Below are 17,156 nucleotides of genomic sequence, written 5' to 3'. Positions count from 1 at the left end.
GCGATGAGACGACGGCTGGCAGGGGTGGCGTTCCTCATGGTCCCCGTGCTGCTGGTGTGGCTGTCGGTGGCCGTCTACACCAAGCAGTTCGCCGAGGTCGCCCTCGTCACGCTGCGCACCGGCGCGGTCGGCCACCAGATGCACCCGCTGGCCGACGTCAAGGTGCGCGGGGTCGTGGTCGGCGAGGTCAGGACCATCGCCGCGGACGGCGACGGCGCCCGGCTGACGCTGGCCATCGAACCGGAGCACCTGCGGCTCATCCCCGCCGACGTGCGCGCCCAGATGCTGCCCACGACCGTCTTCGGCGCCCGGTACGTCGCGCTGATCCCGCCCGCGAAGTCGTCGGGACGCCGCCTGGCCGACGGCGGGGTGATCGCCGAGGACCGCACGGCCAACGCCATCGAGCTGCAGGTGGTGCTGAACAACCTGCTGCGGCTGCTGACCGCGGTCAAGCCGGCCAAGCTGTCGGCGACGCTCAACGCGATGGCCCAGGCCCTGGAAGGCAAGGGCGAGCAGCTCGGCCGGACGCTGGTCCAGCTCGACCGCTACCTCACCAGGCTCAACCCGCACCTGCCCGAGCTGAACGCCAACGTCCGCGAGCTGATCGAGTTCAGCCACCTCTACAGCGAGGCCGCGCCCGACATCCTGCGGGCGCTGGCCGACTTCACCACCACCAGCAAGACCATCGCCGACCAGCGCGAGAACCTCAGCGAGCTCTATGCCAGCGTGACCGCCACCTCCCAGGACCTCACCACGTTCCTGCGCGAGAACTCGGCCAACCTCATCCGGCTGGCCGCCCACAGCCGCCCGACGCTGGAACTGCTGGCGCGCTACTCGCCGGAGTTCCCGTGCACGCTGGAGATGCTCGCCGACTTCGTCCCGCTCATGGACAAGGTGCTCGGCAAGGGCACCAAGGAACCCGGCCTGCACGTGAAGGTGATCGCGGTACAGAGCAAGGGCCGCTACCTGCCGGGCAAGGACCGCCCGGTCTACAACGCGACCGGCGGCCCCCGCTGCTACACCATCCCCTACACCGGCGACGGCGCCCGCCCCACGAGCTCGCCGTCCGCGACCGCCTCCCCGTCCGTGAGCGCGTCCTCCACAGCGTCACCATCACCGACCGGCACCGCGTCACCCACTGCCACCGCGTCGCCTACAACCACGGTCTCCGCGCAGCCCACCAGCCCCGCAGAAGCCTTCGGCGGCTCCTACGGCCCGCCCAACTCCGGTGCCGAGAGCCGCCTCGTCAACGAACTTCTCGCCCTGGAGTACGGCGGCGACCCGAGCGCCCTGCCCGACTGGAGCAGCGTGCTGGCCGGACCGCTCTACCGGGGCGTCGAGGTGAGGATCCGATGAGGGAAGTCACCGCGCCGCTGATCAAGTCGATCGCCTTCGTGGTCGTCACGGTCCTGGCCACGCTCGCCCTGGCCATCAGCGTGGCCAACAGCGACCTGGGCGAGCGGACCACGTACCTGGCGCGCTTCACCGACGTGGCCGGGCTCAACACCGGCGACAGCATCCGCATCGCGGGCGTACGCGTCGGCCAGGTGGAGTCGATCACGATCGTGGACCGGCGGGTGGCCGAGGTCGAGTTCTCCGTCGAGCGCGACCGCCGGCTGCCCGCCTCCGTCACCGCGACGATCAAGTACCTCAACCTCGTCGGCCAGCGCTACATCGACATGGCCCAGGGCGAGGGTACGGCGGGCGGCACGCTGGCCGCCGGCGCCACGATCCCGCTGGAGCGCACGACCCCGGCCATCAACCTGACCGAGCTGTTCCGCGGCTTCCAGCCGCTCATGCGGGCACTGTCGCCCGACGACGTCAACAAGCTCGCCGGCGAGCTCATCCAGGTGCTCCAGGGTGAGGGCGCGACGGTCGAGGGCCTGCTGCGCACGATCGGCGAGCTGACCAACTCCCTGGCCGCCAAGGACGACCTCATCGGCGAAGTCATCAAGAACCTCGACACCGTCGTGGCCACCGTCAACGCCCGCGACAGGGAGCTGACCACGCTCGTGGTCACCCTGCGCAGGCTCATGAGCGGCCTGGCCGCCGACCGCAAGCCCATCGGGCAGGCGATCGGCGCGCTCGGCGACCTGACCACGAGCACCGCGGGACTGCTGGCCGAGAGCCGCGAGCCGCTGCGCCGCGACATCGACCAGCTCGGCAGGCTGTCCGGCAACCTGAACGCCGACGCGCCCCTCGTGGAGCGGTTCCTGCAGCGGCTGCCGGACAAGGCCGAGGTCATCACCCGCGCCGCCTCCTACGGCTCCTGGTTCAACCTCTACCTGTGCGAGGCCCTGATCAGCGGGGTCACCTACACCGACGGGCGACCGGCGCCCACGGGCATCCCGAACACCCAAGGCAGGTGCAAGCAGTGAAGCGGCTGCGCGAGCGCAACCCCATCCTGGTCGGCCTGGCCGGTCTGCTGCTCATCGGCGGCATCGGCACCGCCGCCTACCGGGCCGACGCGCTGCCGATCATCGGCGGCGGCACCGACTACACCGCCTACTTCACCGAGGCCGCCGGCCTCACCCGGGGTGACGAGGTACGCGTGGCCGGGGTCAAGGTCGGCAAGGTCAACGACGTCGCCCTCGACCGGGGCAAGGTGAGGGTGGAGTTCCGGGTCAAGGACGCCTGGGTCGGCAACCGCACCACCGCCGCCATCATGATCAGGACGTTGCTGGGCGCCAAGTACCTCGCCCTCGACCCGCTCGGCCCCGAGGCGCAGAACCCCGCGCAGGCCATCCCCGTCACCCGCACGCTGGCCCCCTACGACGTGACCGCCGCCTTCGACGACCTCGGCCGCACCGTCGCCCGGCTGGACACCGACCGGATCGCCGAGAGCCTGGACACGATCTCGGCCACGTTCTCCGGCACGCCGCCGCACGTCAAACAGGCCGTCACCGGACTGTCCGCGCTGTCGAAGACGATCTCCTCCAGGGACGCGGAACTCGCCCGGCTGCTGGCCGGGACCAAGAAGCTCAGCGGCACGCTGGCCGCCCAGAACGACAACTTCGCCGAGCTCCTCAGGAGCGGCAACCTGCTGCTGGACGAGCTACGCAAGCGCAGGGCCGCCATCCACGCGCTGCTCACCGGCACCAGGGAGCTGTCGGCCCAGCTCGTCGGGCTGGTCAGGGACAACAGGAAACAGCTCGCGCCGACCCTGCGGGCGCTGGAGCGGGTGAGCGACGTGCTGCTGCGCAACCAGCGGGATCTGGACCGGGCGCTGGCGCTGGCGGGGCCGTACACGCGACTGGTCGGCAACACGATCGGCAACGGGCGATGGCTGGACGGCTATCTGTGCGGGGTTGTCCCGAAGCACTACCTGCCGGATGGCGTGCCCGACAAGGGCTGTCTTCCCCCCAAACCAGGCGGACCCCAAAAGCCCACCCCGACCCCGACCAGCAGTCCGTCAAGCACCCCGAGCAGTAGCCCCACCGCCACAGCTGGAGACGATCGATGACCGGCCACCGCAGACGCTCGCTCGCCCTGGTGAGCGCGCTGGTCGTCGTGCTCACCGGCGCCGCCGCGCCGCAACAGGCCCCCGACGACCAGATCACCGCCTACTTCCACTCGGCCGTCGCCGTCTATCCCGGCTCCGACGTGCGGGTGCTCGGCGTCAAGGTCGGCGAGATCGTGTCGGTGACGCCCGAGGGCACACAGGTCAAGGCCGTGCTGTCGCTGGACGACGGCGTCGACGTGCCCGCCGCCGCCACGGCCGTCGTGGTCGCCCCCGCCCTGGTGGCCGAGCGCTACATCCAGCTCAGCCCCGCGTACACCAGCGGGCCGAAGCTCGAGCCGGGCGCAGTCCTGCCCGCCGACCGCACGGCGGTGCCGATGGAGCTGGACAAGCTGTACGAAACGCTCAGCGACTTCTCCAAGGCCCTCGGCCCGACCGGCGCCAACAAGGAGGGCTCGCTCTCCCGCGTGCTCGACGTCGGCGCCGCCAACCTCAAGGGCAACGGCCGCGACATCAACACCATGGTCGCCGAGTTCGGCAAGGCCTCCAAGACGCTCGCCGACTCCAGCGGCGACCTGTTCGCGACCGTGCGGCACCTCGCCGACTTCTCGCGCATGCTGCGCGACAACGACGATCAGGTACAGCTGGCCGAACAACAGCTGGCCGACGTGACCGGATTCCTGGCCGCGGACCGCGACGAGATCGGCGGCGCCCTGCACGAGCTGGCCGGGGCGCTGGGCGAGGTGAAGACGTTCGTCGCGGAGAACCGCACACTCCTGGCCACGAACGTGGACAAGCTCGCCGACCTCACCCAGACCCTGGTGAACCAGCGGCGCTCGCTGGCCGAGGCGCTCGACAACCTGCCGCTGGCGGCGACGAACGTGGTCAACGCCTACGACCCGGAGACCCGGACGGTCATGGGGCGGGGGGATCTGCTGGAGCTGATGTTCGGACCGGCGGCCAGGGCGCTCGACCCCAAGCAGATCGTGGACCCGGAGCCCACGCCGACGGCCACACCAGAGGCTTCCAAGTCGCCGAGCCCGACGCCGTCGCCGTCCAAGTCGCCCAGTCCCACGGCACCCGCTCCAACAGCCAGCCCGAGCGGCACCGCCAAGACGAAGGAGCCGACGCCGACACCCGGCGACGAGCTTCCCGGTGAGGAGGAACGCTGATGGCCATCCACCAGGAAGCCGAGTCGGGCACGCGGGGCCGTACCGGAAAAGCGGGAAGGGCGGGCCGTACCGGGAAAGGGCGGGTCGTCGGGGTTGTGGTGGTGGCCGGGATGCTCGCCGGGTGCGGGATCGGCGGGATCAGGGACGTGCCGCTGCCCGGCGGCGCCGAGCTGGGCGAGCGGCCCTACACGGTGACGGCGGAGTTCGAGACCGTGCTGGACCTGGTGCCGCAGGCGGCGGTGCGGGTCAACGACGTGGCCGTCGGCCGGGTCACCGAGATCAGCCTGCCGAAGGACAGCTGGACGGCCCGCGTCACCATGCTGGTCAACGGCGCGGTGAAGCTGCCCGCCGACGCCGAGGCGAGGCTGGAGCAGACCAGCCTGCTCGGCGAGAAGTACGTGCAGCTGGCCGCGCCGGACCGGGGCGGCACGGGCGGGACGCTGGCGGCCGGCGCGCACATCCCGCTCCGGCGCACCACCAGGAACGCCGAGGTCGAGGAGGTGTTCGGGGCGCTGTCGCTGCTGCTCAACGGCGGCGGCCTGGCCCAGATCAGGACCATCTCCCGCGAGCTGAACAAGGCGCTCGGCGGCAACGAGGCCGAGATCCGCGACCTGCTCAAGAAGCTCTCCACGCTGACCGGCAACCTCAACCGCCACAAACAGGAGATCATCGACGCCCTCGACGGCCTCAACCGGCTCGCCAAGACGCTCGACTCGCGCAAGAAGGACGTCAACACCGTCCTGGACGACCTGAGCCCCGGCCTGAAGGTGCTGGAGGAGCAGCGGGGCGCGCTGGTCACCATGCTGTCACAGCTCGAGAAGCTCTCCGACGTGGCCGTGGACGTCGTGGACCGCAGCAAGGACGACGTCGTCGCCGACCTGCGCGCGCTGGAGCCGATCCTGCGCAACCTGACCGCCGCCGGCCGCGACCTGCCGAAGGCGCTGGAGGTGGCGCTCACCTACCCGTTCACCGACGAGATCACGAACGCGGTCAAGGGCGACTACCTCAACGCCTACCTGTCGATGGCCGCCGGACCCGACGTCGAGCCGATCGTCCCGACCATCTCGATCAACGCCGACCCGAAGGACGACTGGCCGGAACTGCCGTTCGACATGGTCAAGCAGAAGGCGGGCAAGCAGCCCACGGCGACGCCGTCCCCGACGAAGTCCAAGACCCCCACGCCCACGCCGTCGCCGTCGAAGTCGAAGACGCCCACCCCCACGCCGGAACCCGAGCCGGAGCCCACCTCGACGCCGACCCCGGAGCCCACACCGACCATCACTCCCGGACAGGAGGACTAGATGCTGACGCGCGCCACCCGCATCCGGGTCGCGATCTTCCTGGCCATCGCGGTCGTCGTGATCGGCTTCATCGGCATCGAGTACGCCAAGCTCGGCAGGCTGTTCGGCCGCCCCGGCCACTACGTGGTCAAGCTGGAGCTGGCCGAGACCGGCGGCCTGTTCCCCGACGCCAACGTCACCTACCGAGGCGTCAGTGTCGGCCGCGTCGGCGAGATGACGCTCACCGAGCGCGGCCTGGTCGCCGACCTGCGCATCGACGACGCCGCCCCGCCCATCCCGGACCGCCTGCAGGCCGTCGTCGCCAACCTGTCGGCGGTCGGCGAGCAGTACGTCGACCTGCGCCCCTCCACAGCCGACGGCCCGTTCTTGCAGGCGGGCTCGGTCATCGAGAAGGGCGCCACCCCCGCGCCGGTCACCGAGATCCTCGGCAACGTCAACGCGCTGGCCGCCTCGGTGCCGCTGGACTCTCTGCGCACCTTCGTCGACGAGCTGGGCAAGGCGTTCCAGGGCCAGGGCCCCAACCTGCGGGCCCTGCTCGACTACCAGAGCAGCTTCGTCTCCGCCGCCGACGAGAACCTCGTCCCCACCACGCGCCTGCTCACCGACGGCACCTTCGTCCTGCGCACCCAGAACGAGGAGGGCCAGGCCCTGCGTGACTTCGGCCGCAACGCCCGCCTGCTCGCCAAACAGCTCAAGGACTCCGACGCCGACCTGCGCACGCTCATCACCGAAGCCCCCGGCGCCACCCGCGAGCTGTCCCAGCTCGTGCGCGAGCTCGACCCCGGCTTCAGCGTCCTGGTCGCCAACCTCCTCACGACGTCCGACCTCACGCTCACCCGCCAGCGGGGCATGGAGGAGCTTCTGGTACGGCTCCCGCAGCTCGTCGCCGCCGGAACCACCGCCGCCAGGTCGGGCACGTTCACCTTCGGCCTGACCAACACCTTCTTCAACCCGCTGCCCTGCGTCAGCGGCTATGGCAAGACGCCCTACCGCAACGGCCTCGACACCAGCCGGGGAACGTCGCTGAACACCGGCGCCCGCTGCCTGTCACCCCCGTCCACCGGGGTCGGCGTGCGCGGCTCGGCCAACGCGCCCAAGGGCGGGGTGCCGGAGGCGGCCAAGCCGGGCTCGTTCAGCCTCGACGAACTGCCCGGCTACCACGACACCCTGCCCGACCCGCCCGCCGACGGGCCCGAGAACGACATGGAGGAGCTCCTGTGGCCCGACCCCGACCGCTGACCCCGCCCACGTCCGACCGAGACCCGCCACCTGACGGAGACGCGCTGCCTGACGGAGACCCGCAGCCTGACCGAGGCTCACCGCCGGACCGAGACGCGCCGCCTGATGGAGACCCACTGCCTGACCGAGGCTCGCCGCCCGTGAGGCGGTGGGCCGGGCCGGTCGCCGTCGTGCTGGTGGTTCTGGCCGCGGCGTTCTGCGGGTGGTCCGGGTGGGTTTCCTGGCAGGCGGCCGGCGACCCGGGCGCGGCCTTGGCGACCGAGCGTGACCGGGCGCTGGAGGCGGGGCGGCGGCAGCTCGCCGTGCTCAACACCATGGACGCCGCCGCCGTGGACGCCGGTCTGGCCCGCTGGCAGGAGGCCACCACCGGGGCGCTGCGCGACGAGCTGGCCGCCGGGCAGGCGAGCACCCGCCTGGCCGTCGAACGTTCCGGCGCCACCTCCCGCGCCACCGTGATCGAGGCCGCCGTCACCGCACTCGACGCCGAAGCCGGTGACGCGCAGATCATCGCCGCCGTCGAGATCGAGCTCACCGGGCGGGGCGGGCGGGCGTCGGTGGAGCGCAAACGGTTCCAGGCCGGGCTGGCCAGGACGGACGGCGGCTGGAAGCTCAAGTCGTTCACCGCGATTCCCGCCGTGGGCGGGTGACGAGGAGGTCCGCGTGGAAACGGAGTCGACCCTGGTCGCCGAGCCTGAGGCCGCCGGACGGCGGGGACGGCACGCCGTACCGGAGAAAAGACGGCGTCCGCGGATGGGCAGGCCCGCCGCGCTCGTGGCGGTCGCGGTCGCGCTGCTCGGGACCGGCGTGGCGGTACGGGCCGCCGCGCCCGCCCCGGACGTCGCCGTGGGGAACCGGGCGCTGCTCGACCGGGCGGGCACCACGCGTGTGGCCGGTGACGTCAGCAACGCGCTGGCCAGGATCTTCACCTACTCACCGGCCGAGATCGAGGCGACCGAGCTGGCCGCGCGGGACTCGCTGGAAGGGCGGGCGGCGGCGGAGTACACGCGGCTGATCGCCCAGATCCGGCGGGACGTGGTGACGCAGCAGGCCACGCTGACCACCCGGGTGGTACGCGCCGGGGTGGTCGCCCTGACCGGGGACACCGCGCGGCTGCTGGTCTTCCTGGACCAGACGGCCACCCGCTCCGGCAAGTCCGCGGGACCGGCCGTGGCCGCCCAGCTCACCGTGAACGCGCGCCTGCGGGACGACCGCTGGCGCATCACCGAGATCACCTCCGGCAAGGCGAAGCGATGACGAGCATCCAGGAAGTCACCGAGGACACCACGGACCTGGAGTCCGGCCACCCGGAGCAGACCGCGACCAGGGAGAGGGCGGCGGGGGTGCCGCGGGTGGCCGTGGCGCTGTGCGCGCTCGCGGCCGTCGGTGCCGCCTGGTTCGGGTGGGCGTGGATCGGCGCCGTGGGCGATGACGGGCTGCGCTACTCCCGGCTGCGGGACGAGGTGGTGCGGAGCGGTTCGCAGGCCGTACAGAATCTGAACACGCTCAGCCACCGCACCGTCGAGCGCGACCTCGCGCTGTGGGAGGACTCCACGGCGGCGCAGCTGCACCAGCAGATCGTTCAGGGGCGTGCGGCGTTCACCGCCGAGATCACCAAGGCGGGCACCGCCACCAGCGCGAAGGTCCTGGAGGCGGCACTCACCGAGCTCGACGAGGCAGCGGGGACCGCGCGGATCATCGCCGCGGTCCAGATCACCGTGGTGCCGCCCCAGGGTGAGCCGGTGGTCAAGAAAACCCGCCTCGTGGGCGAGCTGACCCGCACCTCCGGCGGCTGGAAGCTCGCTGCCCTCACCCAGGCTCCGGACGGAACCACCTCATGACCAGCGACGACAAGGAGCCCCCCATGATCCGCGAACCCGAGCCGCAGCCCCAGCCCGGCGACAGCCTGGTGTACACGCCGCCGGTCGAGCCCGTGCTCGTGCCCGCGCAGCCGGGCCCGGTGGAGCCGCCGTTCCCGCCGCTGCCGCCCGTGGAGAAGGTCCCGTTCGCGGCGCGGGCCAAGCCGGTGCTGTCCGCTGCGGCGTCGGTCTGGCGGCGGGTGTCCGCGCTGCTCATCTGGGCGGTGAAGGTGACCGCCCGGCTGATCGCGGTGGTGCTGCTCCTGCACGCCGCGTTCTCGATCTTCAAGGCGAACGCGGCCAACACCTGGTACCAGGTCGTCGACTCGCTGGCCGGGACGCTGTCGCTGGGCCTGACGAGCCTGTTCGACCTGGCCGACGTCCGGTGGGAGGCGCTGGTCAACCACGGGCTGGCCGCCGCCGTCTGGCTGGTCGCCGGCTCGGTGGCGGCGGGCCTGCTGCGGCGGCTCACGCCATGAACATGATCTCGGCCGCCGCCCGCCGGCTGCCCGCGCTGCTGGCCCTGACCACCGTGCTCCTCGGCGGGGTGGCCGGGCTGGCCGCGACGAAAGCGCACGACCTCCGCAACACGACCACGACCCGGAACACGGCCATGACTGATCAAAACCGGACCAGCCAGGTCAAGAGCCAGATCATCGATGCGGTGAACACCGTCTTCTCCTACGACCACGCCGACGTCGCCAAGACCGAGCAGGCGGCCCGCGACCTGCTGACCGGCAAGGCCGTGGAGCAGTACCAGGGCATCTTCGGCCTGGTGCGCGAGCAGGCGCTGCGCGACAAGCTGGTGCTGACGACCACGGTCACCGACAGCGGCGTGACGCTGCTGGAAGGCGACCGGGCGCGGCTGCTCATCTTCGCCGATCAGCACAGCACGGCGGCGGAGCCCGGCAAGGCCTCCTACGCTCCGGCGATGTTCGCGGTGGGCGCGGTGCTCGACGGTGACCGATGGAAAATCGAGAACATCGACACGTTCTGAGCAAGGCATGCGCCCTGGTACGGCTGCACGCTATCGTGATGCCCGGTAAGACGGGGGCAAACGCTTAGTAATCGTACATACGGGGTGAGTGACGCATGCGCGTCCGCATTCTCCGGGGCGACCGTGCCACCGCTGTGATCGCCGCAGTGGTGGCCGGTTGCCTCGTCGTCGTGGCGGCGGTGTTCGGCGTGGGGGTGTCCAGCGCCAATCCGAAGCTGGCCGACGTGGGCGCCTGGCTCTGGACCAAGGTCCGCGGGAAGATCGTCCACGTCAACGGCCTGTCCGGGGAGGTCGACGGGTACCTCGACGACAAGGCGGGGCGGCCGCTGCGCATCGTGCAGGACGGTCAGACGGTCCTGCTCGTCGACGACCGCACCGGCGTCGTCAGCCGGATCGAGCCGAGCCAGCTCAGCGTGGCGCAGAGCCGCGACTTCGGCGCCGCCGGGATGCAGCTCGTGGTCACCGGCAAGGCCGCCTACGCGGTCAACCCCAAGGGAACGGTGCAGCGCATCGACCCGGCCACGCTCAACTCTCTCGGCGCCCCGCTCGAACTGCAGGGACCGCTGGGGGCCGCGCGCATCGACGGCGGCGGCAAGCTGTGGGTCCCGGTGCCCGCCAAGGGCGAGGTCGTCCCGGTCGCGTCCGGCGTCGCCGAGCAGGCGGTCAAGGCGGGCGAACCCGGCGAGGAACTCGCCGTCACGATCGCCGGCGGCCTGCCGGTGATCGTGAACACCCGCGCCTCCACGGCCGTGGTGATCGGCTCCGACGGCGGCGCCGGGGAGATCCTGCTGCCCAAGGGCGTCGCCCAGTCCGCCAAGGGCGGCGCGCTGACCCCGCCGACGACCGAGGGTTCGCTGGTGCCGATCCTGGCGCCCGGCCCCGACGGGCTGCTCGTGGTGATCGACACCGCGTCCAACGCCGTCCAGACCACCAAGCTCGAGTCCGACGAACCGGCCGCGCTCGGCGTGCCGCAGGTGCTCGGCTCCAAGGTGTACGTCCCGGACAGCGCCAGCGGCGGCCTCATCGTCTGGGACAGCGCCGCGGGCGGCCGGCCGACCACGATCCAGGTGGCCGAGCAGCCCGGCCCGATCGAGATGTTCGTCAAGGACGGCCTGCTCTGGGCCAACGACGAGAACGGCGACAAGGCCGTCGTCGTCGACCCCGAGGGCCGCAAGCACCCCGTCGACAAGGACGACAGCGACGTCCCCGGACCGACCAACACGCCCAAGCCCAAGCAGACGCCGAAGCCCGAGCCCACCGCGTCCGGCCGCCAGCCCGACCCGACCAGGACCTCCGACCCGGAGCCCACGGAGACCGAGGAGCCGGAGCCGACGCACAAGCCCTCGAAGAAGCCCACCGAGGAGCCCGAGGAGACGCCCACCCCGACCCGGACGCCGACGCCGACCCGCACGCCCACCCCGACGCCCACGCCCAGCCCGCCCACCAAGCCGGGCTCGGTCAGCGCCAAGTCGGGGCCGGGGAAGATCGACATCACGTTCAGCCCGTCGACCGGCGGCAAACCCGACCGCTACACCGTCCAGGTCAACGGCGGCGACGGACGCGTGTCGCCGCAGTCGGTGGACGCGAACGGGCCGTTCCAGTTCGAGTTCAGCGGCGGCGACTGCAGCAAGGAGTACACCTTCACGGTCGTCGCCCACTGGAAGGGCGGCGAGGTGCCGTCAGCGCCGAGCGCCGGGGTCAAGCCGTGCGTGGCGCCCGGCGCGCCGTCGAACTTCGCCGCCAAGGCCAAGAACCGCGGCGCCGACCTGAGCTGGAGCGCCCCGTCGAACGCCGGCGAAGGCACCACCTACGAGCTGTCCGGCGCCAAGTCGGACAGCTCCATCAGCGGCACCTCGTTCAACGTGGACGGGCTGGAGAACAACAAGAAGTACGAGTTCAAGCTGAAGGCCAAGAACGCGGCGGGGGAGAGCCAGGAGGTGGCCAGCGCCACCGCCGACCTGGCCTATCCGCGTCAGGCCTACAAGAACGCAAACAACAACCAGACCAACACGCTCGTACGGCCGGGGCCGTCCAAGAGCGGTGAGGCCGGCACGATCCCGAAGGGCCAGTACATCAGCCTGACCGTGATCTGCCAGGTCAAGGGGGCCTCGGTCACGGAGTCCGAGACCAACGAGACCAGCGACGTCTGGAACCGGATCGAGTGGAACGGCGGTGTGGCCTACCTCAGCGTGACGCTGATGGACTCACCGCGTGGTGCCTTCCCGGCGGCGCCGTTGTTCGAATGCACGGACTGAGAAGGGGGACTCAGCTGTGAGCCACTACAACCTGGAAGAGACCGCGCAGCCGTACCAGCAGCAACAGCTCGCCGGGCAGTTCGCCCAGCGCTTCCAGCTGCTCGCGGGCAACATCGAGCACGTCATCAGGGGCAAGCGCGACGCGGTCGAACTGGCGCTGATCTGCCTGTTCGCCGAGGGGCACCTGCTCATCGAGGACGTGCCCGGCACCGGCAAGACCACGCTGGCCCGCTCGATCGCGGCCAGCGTGGACGCCGAGTGGCGGCGCATCCAGTTCACGCCCGACCTGCTGCCCAGCGACATCACCGGCGTGTCGATCTTCAACCAGGCCTACCAGAAGTTCGAGTTCCACAAGGGGCCGGTCTTCGCCAACATCGTGCTCGCCGACGAGATCAACCGGGCCTCGCCCAAGACGCAGTCGGCGCTGCTGGAGGTCATGGAGGAGCGGCGGGTCACCGTCGACTCCGAGCCGCACCAGGTGCCGCGGCCCTTCCTCGTGGTCGCCACCCAGAACCCCGTCGACATGGACGGCACCTACCCGCTGCCCGAGGCGCAGCTCGACCGCTTCCTCATGCAGATCTCCGTCGGCTACCCCGACCACGCCTCCGAGGTCGAGGTGCTCAAGGGCGGGCCGTCCGGGCCCCAGGTCGAACGGCTGCCGGTCGTCGCCCGCGCCGCCGACGTGGCCGGGATGATCGACTTCGCGACCCGCATCCACGTGGCCGATCCGGTCTACGACTACATCGTGGCGCTGTGCGGCGCCACCCGGAACCATCCGGCGATCCGGCTGGGCGCCAGCCCGCGAGGCAGTCTCGCGCTGCTGCGCGCCGCCCGGGTCAAGGCCGCCGCCGCCGGGCGGCACTTCGTGGTGCCCGAGGATGTGAAGGCGCTGGCCGTACCGGTGCTGGCGCATCGTCTGATCCGCACGCCCGACGCGGAGCTGCGCGAGCTGACGGCGGGACAGGTGCTCGGCGAGATCCTCACCGGGATGCCGGTGCCGCAGGCGGTCTGAGATGCTGACACCGCTCGGGTGGGGGACGCTGGGCGGGTCCCTGGTGCTCTATGCGGCCGGATTCCTGCTCGGCTACACCGAGCCCGTCGTGCTGGCCACCGGCGGGCTGCTCGCGCTCGGCGTCGCGCTCGCCTGGACCGCGCCCAAACCCCGGCTGGAGGTCAGCCGCGAGGTGACGCCGCTGAAGGTGCCGCGCGGTGAAGCCGCCGTGGCCGTGCTCAACGTCCGCAACCTCGGCCGCTGGGCGCTGTCCGGCCTGCGCGCCCACGACCGCATCGGCGCCGCAGAACACACCGTCGACCTGCCGCGCCTGCCCCGGCAGGGCGCACGCATGGTCTCCTACGCGCTGCCGACCTCCGTGCGCGGCGAGATCCCCGTCGGTCCGCTGCGGCTCGTCCGCGCCGACCCGCTCGGGCTCACCCGCAGAGTCCGCGAGTACGGCGCCGCCGCCACCCTCCTGGTCCGCCCGCGCACCGTGGCACTGCCCGTGCCCCCGTCCGGACGCGCCCACCACCTGGAGGGCCCGACCAGCGACAACGCCCCCAGCGGCACCGCCACCTTCCACACCCTGCGCGAGTACGTCGTCGGCGACGACCTGCGCCACGTCCACTGGAAGTCCAGCGCCCGCACCGGGACGCTGATGGTCCGCCAGCTCATCGACGCCAGCCTGCCCACCACCACCGTGGTCCTGGACACCCGCGACCTCACCGAACCCGCCGTCGACGCCGCCGCCTCAGCCGCCGTGGCCGCCGCCCGCGCGGGCTTCCCCGTACGGGTGCTGACCGGCGACGGCCCGCTCGCCGAGACCAAGTCCGACGCCGAGATGCTGCTGGACCGGCTCGCCCTGGTCGCCCCCGGAACCTCCGGCGTCACAGAGGCCGTCCGGCTGGCGCGGGGCGGGGGCTCGCTGGTGGTCATCACCGCCGACCCGGCCGAGGTGGGGCGATGTGCCGGGGTACGGCGCCGCTTCGACCGCGTGATCTGCGTATACCTGGGCCCCGGCCGCCCGGCCACACCCGGCGTCACCCTGGTCCCGATGTCCGACCTCACCACCCTTTCCCTGTCCTGGACCCCCCGATGACCTCCCCCCACCCCACGGGTATGCCCGACTCAGGCCAACACCCGGATCTGTCCCCATACCCGGGTTCGCCCAGCTCTGGGGGGTATGCGGGCTCGCCCGGCCCTGGCCAGCCCGCGGCCCCGCCCGGCCTGGGCCGGCACCCGGTCTCGCCTGGCCTTGGTCGGCCTTCGGGCCCGCCTGGGCATGGCCACCACCCGGCTCCGCACGGCCCTGGCCAGGAGCCGGGGCTGTCCGGCGTTCCGGAAGGCGGCTCGTGGGACGGTTCGCCGGAGGTCGGCGGGCGGCGGGGGCGGCAGCGGGCTGATGCCGTGGTGGGGGAGCGTGGTGGCGCCGGGGAACGATATGGCGCCGGGGAGCGCGGTGTGGCGGCTGGCGGCCGGACGAGCCGGGCGGGTCGGCCGAAGCGGGCGGTTGGGTGGCGGCTGGTTGTGGCGCTGCTGATGGTCGCCGGGCTGGCCGGGGTGGCGGGCTGGGGGTTTCATCGGGTTTTTCCGGCCCAGCCACTGCTGTTGGCCCTGAGCCCTGCTGCCCTGGTGCCGCCGCTGGTGGCGTTGCTCGTCAGGAACCGGCCGCTCTGGCTGGCATTGGCGCTCAACGTCGTGCTCTGGTTCGCGGCCACCGTCCCGCTCTACAAGGGCGTCGCGCCCGGGATGGTCAGGGACCTGGCCAACTCCTGGCAGGCCCTGCTCACCACCCTCCTGCCCGCCCAGCCGGAGCCGCGCCTGCTCATCCTGGTTCACGCGGCCGTCTGGCTGGCCGCGATGATCGGGGCCGAGACGGCGGTGCGGAGCGCGACCCGGGTCGCCGCCGCGCTGCCCGCGATGGCGGCGTTCGGGCTGGCCCTGCTGCTCGGCGTGGACGGCGAGGGCTCGAACCTGCCCGTGGCCGCCGCGCTGGTCGTGCTCACGGCCGCGCTGGCGATGGTGCGCGACGACCGTCCCGCGCTTTGGCTGCTGGCGGGGCTGCCCGCGGCGGCACTGCTGGCGGGCGCGGCTCTGGTGCTGGGGCAGCTGCTGCCTGTCGCGGCGGAGCCGTACAACCCTCGGCAGAACGCGGAGCTCCCGCCCCCGGTCCGCGTCGACAGCGTCAGCCCGCTCGACCGTGTGTCCGCGTGGCTGCAGTTTCCTGACCGCCTGTTGTTCACCGTCAAGGCCGACAGACCGGCCAACTGGCGGCTGGCCGTACTGGATCGATATGACGGCGTGCGCTGGACGTCGGGCGCGCGCTTCCAGCCGACCGGCGGGCGGGTGCCGGCCGGTGAGTGGACGGGCGCGGTCGACACGGTACGGCAGAGCGTCACCATCGACGGCCTGCCCGGCGGCTGGTTGCCCGCGGCCGAGCGGCCCGCCGAGGTCACCGGCGTTCCCGGCCTGGGCGTGGACCCGAGCAGCGGCGCGTTGCTGGTCCGGGCCAAGCCCGACAAGGGGTTCACGTATCAGGTGAGCTCGCGGGTGCCGAGGCCGTCGAAGGAGGATCTGGTCGGGGCGGTGCCGGTGCACGATCCGGTGCTGACGGCCTTTCCGGCCGGGCCGCAGGAGGCGGAGTTCAGGAAGCTGGCGCAGCAGGCGACGAAGGGGGCGGACGCGCCGATCAAGCAGGCGTACCGGCTGCAGAAGTACCTGCGGACCAACGCCAGCAACGACCCGACCGCCCCGCCCGGCCACTCGCTGAAGGGGCTGGAGTTCTTCCTGGAGACCACGCATCGGGGGACGTCGGAGCAGTTCGCCTCGACGTTCGCGCTGATGGGGCGGACTCTGGGGCTGCCGACGCGGGTCGTGGTGGGCTTCCGGCCGGGGCAGCAGTCGAATGGCGTCTATCGGGTCATGTCCGGAGATGTCGCGGCTTGGGCGGAGGTCAAGTTCGAAGGGCTGGGGTGGCTGCCCTTCTATCCGACGCCCGGCAAGAGCGGCTCCAAGGACGACCACGACGTGGTGTCGTCGGCGATCGAGGAGAGCGAGCGGCTGGAGGGCGAGTTCACCGAGGGCGGGGTGAACAAGCCCAAGCCGTCGGCCAAGTCCTCCACGGGCGGCTCGCGCAGGACCGGCGAGGGGCCGCCGCTGTGGGTGATCATCCCGGCGGCCGGGATGGGTGTGCTCGCCGTCTACGCGGTGGTGGCGATGGCGCTGCCGTGGTGGCGGCGGCGTCGCAGGCGTGCGGTGACCGGGGCTGAGGGGCGGGTGCTCGGCGCCTGGGTCCAGTCGTGCGACGACCTCGGGCTCAAGGACGACAAGGCGCTGACGGCCGAGGAGGTGGTCGCCCGTCATCCCGAGGCCATCTCCCACCATCTCCGGCCTCTCGCCGACATTTCCAACTTCGTCCGCTACGCTCCCACCGACGGCACTGACAGCGCCGCCATCGCCGACCAGGCCGCCGACGAGGCCTGGCGCCGCAGCGACGCGGTCCGCGCCGAGGTACGCCGCAGCACCCCCCTCAAACACCGCCTCCGCCGCCGCCTCCTCTTCCGCTGACCCCCAACCTGTCCGGACGGGGCTGTTCCCAGCCTCCGGTGCTCGGTAGTGCGCCTTCCTGGATTTGCCTCCTTCCCGGGGTGTCTCCAGAGGGGGTTGCCGCCGAGGTCCCCTCGCGGCAGCGCGACTCCCGGGTTGTCCCCTTCCGGGCTCGGCCCTTCCGGGCTCGGCCTCTCCGGGCTCGGCCTCTCCGGGCTCGGCCTCTCCGGGCTCGGCCTCTCCGGGCTTGGTCCCTCCGGGCTTGGTCCCTCCGGGCTTGGTCCCTCCGGGCTTGGTCCCTCCGGGCTTGGTCCCTCCGGGCTTGGTCCCTCCGGG

General features: G+C 72.0%; 15 protein-coding genes. All 15 read left to right on the top strand.

What is annotated here, in order from left to right; genetic code table 11:
- Positions 1–3 precede the first annotated feature (3 nt).
- The 15 genes from HNR40_RS18120 (at position 4) to HNR40_RS18050 (ending at position 16,841) form a co-directional block, all read left to right on the top strand.
- Positions 4–1,356, top strand: coding sequence for an MCE family protein (locus HNR40_RS18120; protein WP_246509170.1), 1,353 nt, complete (start codon positions 4–6; stop codon positions 1,354–1,356).
- On the top strand, positions 1,353–2,378 hold the full coding sequence (locus HNR40_RS18115; RefSeq protein ID WP_184962645.1) for an MCE family protein: 1,026 nt from the start codon (positions 1,353–1,355) through the stop codon (positions 2,376–2,378). The genes HNR40_RS18120 and HNR40_RS18115 overlap by 4 nt, the downstream gene beginning before the upstream one ends.
- The gene (locus tag HNR40_RS18110; protein WP_312896403.1) at positions 2,375–3,463 is read left to right on the top strand and encodes an MCE family protein; all 1,089 of its coding nucleotides are present in this window, start codon (positions 2,375–2,377) and stop codon (positions 3,461–3,463) included. The genes HNR40_RS18115 and HNR40_RS18110 overlap by 4 nt, the downstream gene beginning before the upstream one ends.
- The gene (locus HNR40_RS18105; RefSeq protein ID WP_184962641.1) at positions 3,460–4,632 is read left to right on the top strand and encodes an MCE family protein; all 1,173 of its coding nucleotides are present in this window, start codon (positions 3,460–3,462) and stop codon (positions 4,630–4,632) included. The genes HNR40_RS18110 and HNR40_RS18105 overlap by 4 nt, the downstream gene beginning before the upstream one ends.
- The gene (locus tag HNR40_RS18100) at positions 4,632–5,933 is read left to right on the top strand and encodes an MCE family protein (RefSeq protein ID WP_246509169.1); all 1,302 of its coding nucleotides are present in this window, start codon (positions 4,632–4,634) and stop codon (positions 5,931–5,933) included. The genes HNR40_RS18105 and HNR40_RS18100 overlap by 1 nt, the downstream gene beginning before the upstream one ends.
- On the top strand, positions 5,934–7,172 hold the full coding sequence (locus HNR40_RS18095; RefSeq protein WP_184962638.1) for an MlaD family protein: 1,239 nt from the start codon (positions 5,934–5,936) through the stop codon (positions 7,170–7,172).
- A 140-nt stretch (positions 7,173–7,312) separates the two neighbouring features.
- Complete coding sequence (locus HNR40_RS18090; RefSeq protein ID WP_184962636.1) at positions 7,313–7,819, top strand: hypothetical protein; 507 nt, start codon at positions 7,313–7,315, stop codon at positions 7,817–7,819.
- A 13-nt stretch (positions 7,820–7,832) separates the two neighbouring features.
- The gene (locus tag HNR40_RS18085; RefSeq protein WP_312896402.1) at positions 7,833–8,426 is read left to right on the top strand and encodes a hypothetical protein; all 594 of its coding nucleotides are present in this window, start codon (positions 7,833–7,835) and stop codon (positions 8,424–8,426) included.
- Positions 8,423–9,010 (top strand): hypothetical protein, encoded by a 588-nt coding sequence (locus HNR40_RS18080; protein WP_221340498.1) that lies wholly within the window; start codon positions 8,423–8,425, stop codon positions 9,008–9,010. The genes HNR40_RS18085 and HNR40_RS18080 overlap by 4 nt, the downstream gene beginning before the upstream one ends.
- A 23-nt stretch (positions 9,011–9,033) precedes the next feature.
- Positions 9,034–9,507: a hypothetical protein gene (locus HNR40_RS18075; RefSeq protein WP_184962635.1), complete on the top strand. Its 474-nt coding sequence runs from the start codon at positions 9,034–9,036 to the stop codon at positions 9,505–9,507.
- A complete protein-coding gene (locus HNR40_RS18070) occupies positions 9,504–10,025 on the top strand; it encodes a hypothetical protein (RefSeq protein WP_184962633.1) in 522 nt (173 codons plus the stop codon). The genes HNR40_RS18075 and HNR40_RS18070 overlap by 4 nt, the downstream gene beginning before the upstream one ends.
- 95 nt (positions 10,026–10,120) lie before the next feature.
- The gene (locus tag HNR40_RS18065) at positions 10,121–12,280 is read left to right on the top strand and encodes a fibronectin type III domain-containing protein (protein ID WP_184962631.1); all 2,160 of its coding nucleotides are present in this window, start codon (positions 10,121–10,123) and stop codon (positions 12,278–12,280) included.
- A 16-nt stretch (positions 12,281–12,296) separates the two neighbouring features.
- Positions 12,297–13,292, top strand: a complete 996-nt coding sequence (locus HNR40_RS18060) for an AAA family ATPase (protein ID WP_221340497.1) — start codon at positions 12,297–12,299, stop codon at positions 13,290–13,292.
- A 1-nt stretch (position 13,293) separates the two neighbouring features.
- A complete protein-coding gene (locus tag HNR40_RS18055; RefSeq protein WP_184962629.1) occupies positions 13,294–14,373 on the top strand; it encodes a DUF58 domain-containing protein in 1,080 nt (359 codons plus the stop codon).
- Between the two features lie 428 nt (positions 14,374–14,801).
- Positions 14,802–16,841 carry a transglutaminase TgpA family protein gene (locus HNR40_RS18050; protein WP_184962627.1) on the top strand — a complete coding sequence of 680 codons (2,040 nt, stop codon included), beginning with the start codon at positions 14,802–14,804 and terminating at the stop codon, positions 16,839–16,841.
- Positions 16,842–17,156 lie beyond the last annotated feature (315 nt).

The organism is Nonomuraea endophytica, from assembly GCF_014203235.1.
Lineage (GTDB): Bacteria > Actinomycetota > Actinomycetes > Streptosporangiales > Streptosporangiaceae > Nonomuraea > Nonomuraea endophytica.
This window is presented reverse-complemented; position numbering and strand designations above follow the sequence as displayed.